We start from the raw sequence: 7,947 nt of genomic DNA, 5'->3' as shown, positions 1-7,947 counted from the left end.
ATCAGCGTCGAATGACCGTCGAATGCACCGATCCCAATCGCTCCGACTTCGTCGAATTCATTAGAGATGATTTCGCCGTGGATGCCCACCCCCTTGAGCAGCATCGCCCATTCACGCTTCTTTTCCGGGCGGCAGGCAACGATGACCCGATCGGCCCGGCGAATGTGACGGGCGAGACGATCCAGCATCATTGGATCTTGGATATTGGGGTGAAGATCTGCCTTCGTCATGTCGATGACGTGGTAATCCGGCGGAACAGTAATCGAGACGTCGTCCATAAGGATGACGTCCGCAGTCAGTTGGTGACCGACCGTAAATTTGATCACGCACGCCAGCAGGAGGCGGAGCACGATGAGAAGGACGAAGCTGCCCATCATACCGATACTAGTCACACTGCGCGGTTCGAATCGCAAAAGGTGGAAGTAATAAGATATAAACAGAAAGCTGGCGAAGGCGAAGGCAAGCGCCGAGGCTGAGCGAAGGATACCAACTCGTGTCCGGTGTAAGGCCTCGATCGAATACGCGCCGTTGTTGGCGGCGGCGAGTATGTAGATCGGCAAGGTCACAACCACGACGTCCATCGCGGAATACCAGTAGACGGACCCGAAACGCACGAGCAGGCCGAGCTCGAATGCACCGACCACCGCCAGCACATCGAGCACTAGCAGCGAGGCGTAAAGCAGAAAGCGAATATCTTCACGTCGTGCTGGCACTGCCTGACGCGGCAGGGCAGTGAATTCCTGCATGACCTCCCCATTGGTTTTCAAAAAATTCCGCCCCTTGCCTTCCGCTCGCCTACCGTTCGCATGAGTAGCGACCTCACCCGCCATATGCGGTTGATGCTATCAGGACAAACTATCGTGTGTACGTATATTAAGTGTTGAGATCCCGCCAACGGAATGCCGATCGACCGGCTCGGAATGTCGATGGATGCAGATCAGAGCCCGGCCGCAAATTGAATTAACCGATTTCAGTGGCTTGTGATCCATCTTTGGGTTGCGAAGACAACGAGAATCTCATGAGCTCGACTGAAACCGCTCGACGCGATTCAAGCATGACAGAAGCAGGTTTCGCTATGTAACCGACTGCGCCCGTAAGGAACGGGCTGCCGTCTGCCCGTTTTGAGGCCCACCTCCGGGTGGGGCACCCTCGCAAGCATAAGGCAGGGCCCTGTGGGATGTGTCCGGTATATCGCAACGAAATGGTGCAGATGGGAGCACCTACCCAAGGTTTTCCTTCCTTAAAACCGTTCGGTACCATTTCTACCGGATGTGTGAAGACGGCCTGTTCGATGTCATCAACACGCTGTTGGCGACATGAAGCGAATATCGGAAGGTCACACGCCGGGGCCGACCAGGCATCATCCATAGCCAGTCGGTGAAGACCACCACGATGGGTGGGCCTCGCGGGTATGACGCCTTGATAAAGATAAAGGGGTACAGGCGCCCCGCTATGACCGACATACTCGGCAACATGGTCGAAGGTGAGGTGCACGTCGCCGATGTTTGGGGCTGCAACCGGCCGACGACATGATCGAGCGGTCCTGCAACGCATACTCCACGCTCGCTAAGCTGAATGCTGATGGCAGCAATGCCGGCGAGAAGCTTGCAGCTTTGATCGCGGGCATTGATTGTCCGACGGTCAAAACCACCACGGGTTTCGACCTGACGGTTTAGTCATTCTACCGAGGAGCTTTTCGTTACCTGACGTGGCTCGACCGATGCCCACGTCTCACAAAGCACCTTGGAACCTACATTGCCCGGTCGGATACCCAGGTTGTCGATCATTCGGCAGGCGCATTATACCGTATCGCTAAACTTAATGAGCCGAACTCTTAGGCTGAGAAGTTCAGTTGATAGTAGTCACAGAGACTCGACGCGCATACGCATCGATTGTCAGACAACTAGTGCGAGCACACTACCCCAGAGCATCAAACCAATCAGAAGTGACCCGGCCAACGCATAGGTGCCCTTGGCGGTCATGATATCGTCCGAATGGAGACCGTTAACATCAGTTCTGCTCATCGTGCATCCTCTCAGTGCGTTGGGCCCAACCCTCTTGCCAGTGCGGGCAGAAGGCTAGTGTCCCATTACGGTACTATCCCATACATTCGGCGCTGCATAGCCCCGATGCGACATAAACTGCATGAAAAAGGTGCTGCAGCGCAACAAAATCACCGCCTTGGTCGATTACAATCGGTACGCTCCTGTGATATTGGGAGTAAATTAACTGATACTATGACAAGACCGATTAGGGGTATCGTCTGACTATGCGGTCGGAAAAATCTGTTCTTGGGGAGCGCATCGGCATGAGCATTAAGACGTTGCGCCCATGATTATTGCGGCTGAGATCTCAAATGCCGGTACCGTCACGCCCCAGTCGCCATTGTCGATCGCGTTGAGGGGCGCTTCTGCCCGACAATGCGCTTGCATTCGGGGTGCCGTTGTCCACGCTGGGTCGTTGGCGGATTGGCGGTCCGGCGGACGTTGTCGTCACCCCCCCGATGTTACTGCGCTTCGCGGGGTGCTTGCAGCTATCGCGCAGGCGCGGGTTCCGCATGTCATCGTGGGCGATGGTTCGAATTTGTTATATGATGATGCCGGTTTCCGTGGTGTTGTGGTGCGTATCGGTCGTGCGTTCGGTAATTTCGCAATCGATGCGGATGGCATCGTCGAGGCGGGCGCAGGTTTGTGGGTGCCTGCCTTCGTGCGCAAGGTTATTGCAGGCGGCATGGCAGGTGCCACGCATGCGATAGGTATTCCCGGCACGCTGGGCGGCTTGGTCACGATGAACGGCGGTAGCCAACGTCGCGGTATCGGTGAAAACGTCGTGTCCGCCGACGTCATTGCCCGCGACGGGACGCTGTTGCGGATCATGCATGCTGATCTCGGCTACGCCTATCGAAGTTCCACTCTGCAGGCGAGCGGCGGAACCGTAGTGTCAGCGCGCTTGCGCTTCGAACCTGGTGATCGCCATGCGCTGCGGCGCGAGGCAATAGCGATCTTAGCCGCCCGGCGCGCTAAGTTTCCGCGTGTGCGCGCCAATTGTGGTTCGGTGTTCGTGAGCGATCCGGCCCTCTACAGCTTGATCGGCCCTCCTGGACTGGCAATCGAGCGTGCCGGCCTTAAGGGGGTATCGGTGGGAGGAGCGCAGATGTCGCCCGATCACGCCAATTTTATCGTTAACAATGGGGGCGCGCGCTCCCGGGACGTGCTCGAACTGATCGCTCTTGCGCGCAGGCGGGTGCACGAATTAACCGGCATAGCAATGATCGCAGAAGTCCGGCATCTCGCACCCGACGGAACAATGCGTCCCGCGCACGAAATTGCCGACATGCTCGCTATCGAAACAATACAGGGAACATCCTGATGAATACCAATATTGCCAGCCTGAACCTGGCTTCCGATGATGTCGTCAACGAAGGCAGCACATCGGCTTCCGACATTCTGCACGTGGAGCACTCCCGTCTGGTCGGCGAGGTACGTGTCAGCGGGGCCAAGAACAGCGTGCTGCGCTTGCTGGCCGCATCGCTGCTGACGTCGGAGCGGATCGTGCTCCACAATTATCCTGCCAGTCTGCTTGACGCGATCGTGCACGTCGGAATGCTTGAGGCGCTAGGAAAGACGTGCGTCGTAACCGGAGACACTCTGACCATCGAGGAGGCAGCCGTTCCGCCCAGCGATCTCGAATGGCAGGGCCGGTCAATCCGGAACACACTGCTTATCCTGGGCGCACTAGTTGCTCGCACGGGTGCGGGCAGCGTGCCTATGCCGGGCGGCTGCGACCTTGGCGATCGCAAGACTGATCTTCATGAGATGGTGCTGACCCGGCTCGGCGCAAGAGTATGGTATGAGGGTGAACGCCTGTTCGCCGAAGCACCGAACGGGCTGACCGGCGCGGATATCGTGTTGCCGATGCGGTCGACCGGTGCGACCGAAAACGCTCTGATTGCCGCAAGCCTCGCTCGCGGCACGACACGGTTGTGGAACCCGCATATTCGCCCCGAGATCCTAGATCTTGCTCGGTTTCTTGAGCGGATGGGTGCGAAGATCACCGTCTATGGTCAGGAATCGATAGAAATCGTCGGGGCCGAACAGCTTGATGGCATCGTTCACCGCGTGATGCCCGACAATATGGAGGCGATGACCTGGCTGATCGGTTCGGTCATCACGGGCGGCGACATCGAGATTCATGATTTTCCGGCTAGCGATCTGGAGGTGCCCCTGATCTTTCTGCGTGAGAGCGGCGCCAAGGTGTTCTGCGCTGGCGACACCGCGATCGTCCGTTCGGGGCGCGCTTACCCGGTAGAAATCTCTACCGGTCCCTATCCCGGCATCAATTCCGACATGCAGCCGCTGTTTGCGGCCATGGGAGCCTGCGCACGCGGTGAATCCCGCATCGTCGATCTGCGTTTCATCAATCGCTACGCCTATCTCGAGGAATTCGCGAAGATGGGTGTTGCCAGCGATGTTCGTGGTGGAACGGCTCATATTCAGGGTACCAGCGCTATTCGGGGCGCTGATGTGCGCGCACTTGACTTGCGTGCCGGGTCTGCGCTGTCGCTGCTTGGGATGGTAGCAGAAGGACCGACCCGGATCAGCGATGCCTGGCAGATTGAGCGCGGCTACGACCAATTCCTGGCGAAGGCCAAGGCGCTCGGTGCCAACATGCAATATGGTGGCTGATCCCCAAGGGTTCCGGATACGATTCTAATAACCCCGTTTTCATAGCAAAGGCCAGCATCACGGTGTCGGACTATCTCATTCATTCCAATCCGTTACGTGCTGCGCTGCGGGCGTGCCGGCGGCATTTCATCCAGGCGGGACTATTTTCAGGGTTGATCAACGTCCTGTATCTCGTGCCGTCGATCTATATGCTGCAGGTTTACGATCGGGTGGTGCCGACCCGGGGTGATGCAACATTGCTGGTGCTTACGTTGATCTTGGCGGTATCGCTGATCGTCTTTGCATTGCTGGATGCAGTGCGCATGCGGCTGTTGTTGCGCGCCAGCGTTCGGCTGGAGAAGCAGGCCGCCCCCAATATCCTTCACCGGATCATGGGGGCCAGTGGTGCGACGCCAATTCAACGCGCGCAGGCCATGCGGGACTTTGACACGCTGCGCGGCGTGATGACCGGCCCCGCGATCGTCGCGATATTCGATGCGCCCTGGGCGCCAATCTACATCATCATATCCTACCTTTTGCATCCGTTGATCGGTTTGCTGGCACTTGTGGCGTCAATCTTGCTCGTGGCAGTAGCGCTTGCTAGTGATTTTGCCACACGCAAAGCTGTCGCGGAAACGACAGTGCGGTCCAGTGCGGCATATCGTAGCCAGGACTATTCGATCACCGCTTCCGAGACGGTCCGTGCGCTCGGAATGCGGGGTTCCCTTGTCACCCGCCACTTGCTCGAGCGTGCCGACCTTGTCCGGCGACAAGGTGATCTTGCATCGAGTTCGGGTCTTTTCCTTGCCACGACCAAATTCCTGCGGATGCTGTTCCAATCGCTAGCCCTTGCGCTCGGTGCCTATCTAGCGATCCATCAGAGCATTTCTGCAGGCTCGATCTTTGCCGCCTCGCTGATTCTCGGTCGTGCGCTGCAGCCGGTCGAACAAATCTTAGGGGCCATGAAAAGCGTTCTGTCTGCGCGTAACGCTTATCGCGGACTGGACGACTTTTGCCGTCTACCCGACATAACTGTGCCGCGTACCACCCTTCCCGCGCCGGTTGGTCTAATTGAAGTGGACGGTATCTCGGTACGCGCGCCGGGCAGCGATCGTGAACTGCTGTCGGATATTCGGTTCACTGTACAGCCAGGAGAAATCGTAGCGTTGGTCGGACCCAGCGGTGCCGGCAAGTCGACGTTATTGCGCGTTTTGGCGGGAGCGCTGGAGCCGGATCGCGGTGAAGTCCGTATTGATGGCGCGCGCCTATCGGACTGGAACGGCGACGAACTGGGCCGCAATGTAGGTTATATGCCGCAGACTCCGACCTTGTTTCCTGCGAACGTCCATTCCAACATTTCGCGCTTCTCAGCTTTCTCCGAAACGCCGACCGAGCACCTCGATCAGAAGGTCGTTCATGCCGCCATGCTTGCTGGCGCACATGAACTGATCTTGCAATTTCCCCAAGGGTACGAGACACAGCTCAGCGTGCGTGAAGGGGGGTGGACTTTCCGCCGGACAACGCCAGGTCGTGGCGCTTGCCCGTGCGCTATTCGGGGCGCCCAAAATCTTGTTCCTGGACGAACCTAATGCGCACCTTGACGCTAGCGGCGAAACACGTCTCATGGCGACGCTACGTACTCTTAAGGAGGCTGGTGCGACCGTGGTAGTGTCCACTCACCGCACCGGATTGCTTCAGGCGGTCGACAAGATCTTGTTGTTGCGCGACGGCAAGGTGCAGATGTTCGGTCCAAAAGATGAGCTGACGCGTCCCCGTCCTGCCGGCGTCGAGGATGCCAGCGTGCCATCAGGTCGGCAAACCGAAGATGTGCCAGGTATAAGCAATGATAGCGATGCGCCAAAGGCCGAAGGAGTGCAGCAGTGAGTTCCGGTACGATCATTCCGCATGTCCCGGGCGCCGTTGTGCCGATAGGCCAGACAATCCGTGAGCGAATGGCTCTCGAGGATTCGCCGCGAGATGCGCTATGGATTGGCTGGATCGTCGCCATTGCTTTCTTTGTTATATTGGGCGGCTGGGCCGCATTCGCGCGGCTCGACGCTGCGGCACAGGGTGAAGGCCAGGTGTCAGTATCGGGAAATCGTCAGACCGTTCAGCATCGGGACGGCGGGATCGTCCAGGCGCTCGACGTGCGAGAGGGACAGCACGTCAAGGACGGGCAGGTCTTGATCCGATTACAGGGCGCCGAAGTCGCTGCGACCGAGCGCGCGTTGGCGGGCAGCGTCATCGACCTTCAGGCGCAGCGGGCCAGATTGGAAGCGGATATCCGTGGGGGTGCAATTCAGTGGCCTGCGACGTTCGCGCAGGCAACTGGCGACGATGTGCAACTGGTCGACCGGGCCAAACGCATCCAGTTGGCGCAGGTCAATGCGCGCGGCAACTCGCTCGCGTCGAACCGCGCGGTATTGCGGCAGCAGGAGGCGGAGGTCGCCAGCCAGTCGGTCGGTTACACCGCGCAGTCACGTGCTAGTGTAGCCCAGCGCGAATCGCTTCAGCAACAGCTGGAAAGTACTCGTAAGCTGGCGGACGAAGGGTACGTGTCGCGTAACTCAGTGCGGGCGATTGAACGGTCGATCCAGCAGTTGGAGGGCGCCGACGCGGATTACGCATCACGTGCAGCTGCGGCGCGCCAGCAAATTGGTCAAACACGCGAACAGGTTATCGCCACGTCGCGCAAATATGTCGAGGACAGCGCTGCCCTGCTGCGCGACACGCAGTTTCAGTTGAACGAAGCGATGCCTAAGTTGATCGCCGCTAAGGAACAACTGGAGCGAACGGTCATACGCGCTCCCGTCTCTGGCAGAGTGGTCGCCCTGCGGATTTTCTCGCGCGGCGGGGTGATCCAGGCCGGGCAGCCGATTATGGACATCGTTCCCGATGCTGCCCCGCTCATTATCAAGGCTAATTTTCAGCCGAGCGATATCGATGGCGTCACCGAGGGTGTCGAAGCGGAAGTCCGTTTCCTATCATTACATGAACGAGACCTTCCTATCTTGCTGGGACGGGTGCGGAACGTCTCCGCCGACAGTCTTCATAACGAGCAGAGTGGCCGAGACTTCTTCACTGCCGAGATCGTTGTTCCCAAGGATCAGCTCGCTCAATTGGAAGCGGTGCGTGGTAACGATACTGGTATCCGGGCAGGTGTACCGGTGGCAGTATTAATCAAGCTGCGCAAACGTACCGCATTGCAATATATGCTTGATCCATTGACCGAAACCTTCTCTCGGTCGCTGCACGAGCGCTAAGAATTGAAGGCGAGTGTGTG

At 58.3% G+C, this 7,947-nt stretch carries 7 protein-coding genes; 6 read left to right on the top strand and 1 reads right to left on the bottom strand.

Annotation, left to right across the window (positions count from 1 at the left end):
* On the bottom strand, positions 1-746 hold a 746-nt coding region (locus NHF48_RS23215; RefSeq protein ID WP_263817111.1), incomplete at its 3' end, for a hypothetical protein.
* A gap of 783 nt (positions 747-1,529) precedes the next feature.
* Between NHF48_RS23215 and NHF48_RS23205 the strand changes: the two genes are divergently transcribed.
* The 6 genes from NHF48_RS23205 to NHF48_RS23180 all read left to right on the top strand — a co-directional run bounded on the left by NHF48_RS23205 (position 1,530) and on the right by NHF48_RS23180 (position 7,927).
* Positions 1,530-1,676 (top strand): hypothetical protein, encoded by a 147-nt coding sequence (locus NHF48_RS23205; RefSeq protein WP_253072610.1) that lies wholly within the window; start codon positions 1,530-1,532, stop codon positions 1,674-1,676.
* 655 nt (positions 1,677-2,331) lie between these two features.
* Positions 2,332-3,369 carry a UDP-N-acetylmuramate dehydrogenase gene (murB, locus tag NHF48_RS23200; RefSeq protein ID WP_263817110.1) on the top strand — a complete coding sequence of 346 codons (1,038 nt, stop codon included), beginning with the start codon at positions 2,332-2,334 and terminating at the stop codon, positions 3,367-3,369.
* A complete protein-coding gene (locus NHF48_RS23195; protein WP_253072608.1) occupies positions 3,369-4,685 on the top strand; it encodes a UDP-N-acetylglucosamine 1-carboxyvinyltransferase in 1,317 nt (438 codons plus the stop codon). Before murB ends, NHF48_RS23195 begins: the two co-directional genes overlap by 1 nt.
* 62 nt (positions 4,686-4,747) lie before the next feature.
* The gene (locus tag NHF48_RS23190) at positions 4,748-6,253 is read left to right on the top strand and encodes a type I secretion system permease/ATPase (protein ID WP_253072607.1); all 1,506 of its coding nucleotides are present in this window, start codon (positions 4,748-4,750) and stop codon (positions 6,251-6,253) included.
* Positions 6,156-6,548, top strand: coding sequence for an ATP-binding cassette domain-containing protein (locus tag NHF48_RS23185; protein WP_446741236.1), 393 nt, complete (start codon positions 6,156-6,158; stop codon positions 6,546-6,548). The genes NHF48_RS23190 and NHF48_RS23185 overlap by 98 nt, the downstream gene beginning before the upstream one ends.
* On the top strand, positions 6,545-7,927 hold the full coding sequence (locus tag NHF48_RS23180) for an HlyD family type I secretion periplasmic adaptor subunit (RefSeq protein ID WP_253072605.1): 1,383 nt from the start codon (positions 6,545-6,547) through the stop codon (positions 7,925-7,927). Before NHF48_RS23185 ends, NHF48_RS23180 begins: the two co-directional genes overlap by 4 nt.
* Positions 7,928-7,947: the final 20 nt, after the last annotated feature.

This window comes from Sphingomonas sp. H160509 (genome assembly GCF_024124765.2).
Taxonomy (GTDB): Bacteria; Pseudomonadota; Alphaproteobacteria; order Sphingomonadales; family Sphingomonadaceae; genus Sphingomonas.
The sequence above is the reverse complement of the archived record's forward strand: the minus strand, read 5'-3'. Positions and strand labels throughout refer to the sequence as shown.

What these genes read in the sequence shown, in the direction of transcription:
- NHF48_RS23195 (WP_253072608.1), top strand. Translation starts at nt 3,369, where the DNA reads ATGAATACCAATATTGCCAGCCTGAACCTGGCTTCCGATGATGTCGTC.
- NHF48_RS23205 (WP_253072610.1), top strand. Translation starts at nt 1,530, where the DNA reads ATGATCGAGCGGTCCTGCAACGCATACTCCACGCTCGCTAAGCTGAAT.
- murB (WP_263817110.1), top strand. Translation starts at nt 2,332, where the DNA reads ATGATTATTGCGGCTGAGATCTCAAATGCCGGTACCGTCACGCCCCAG.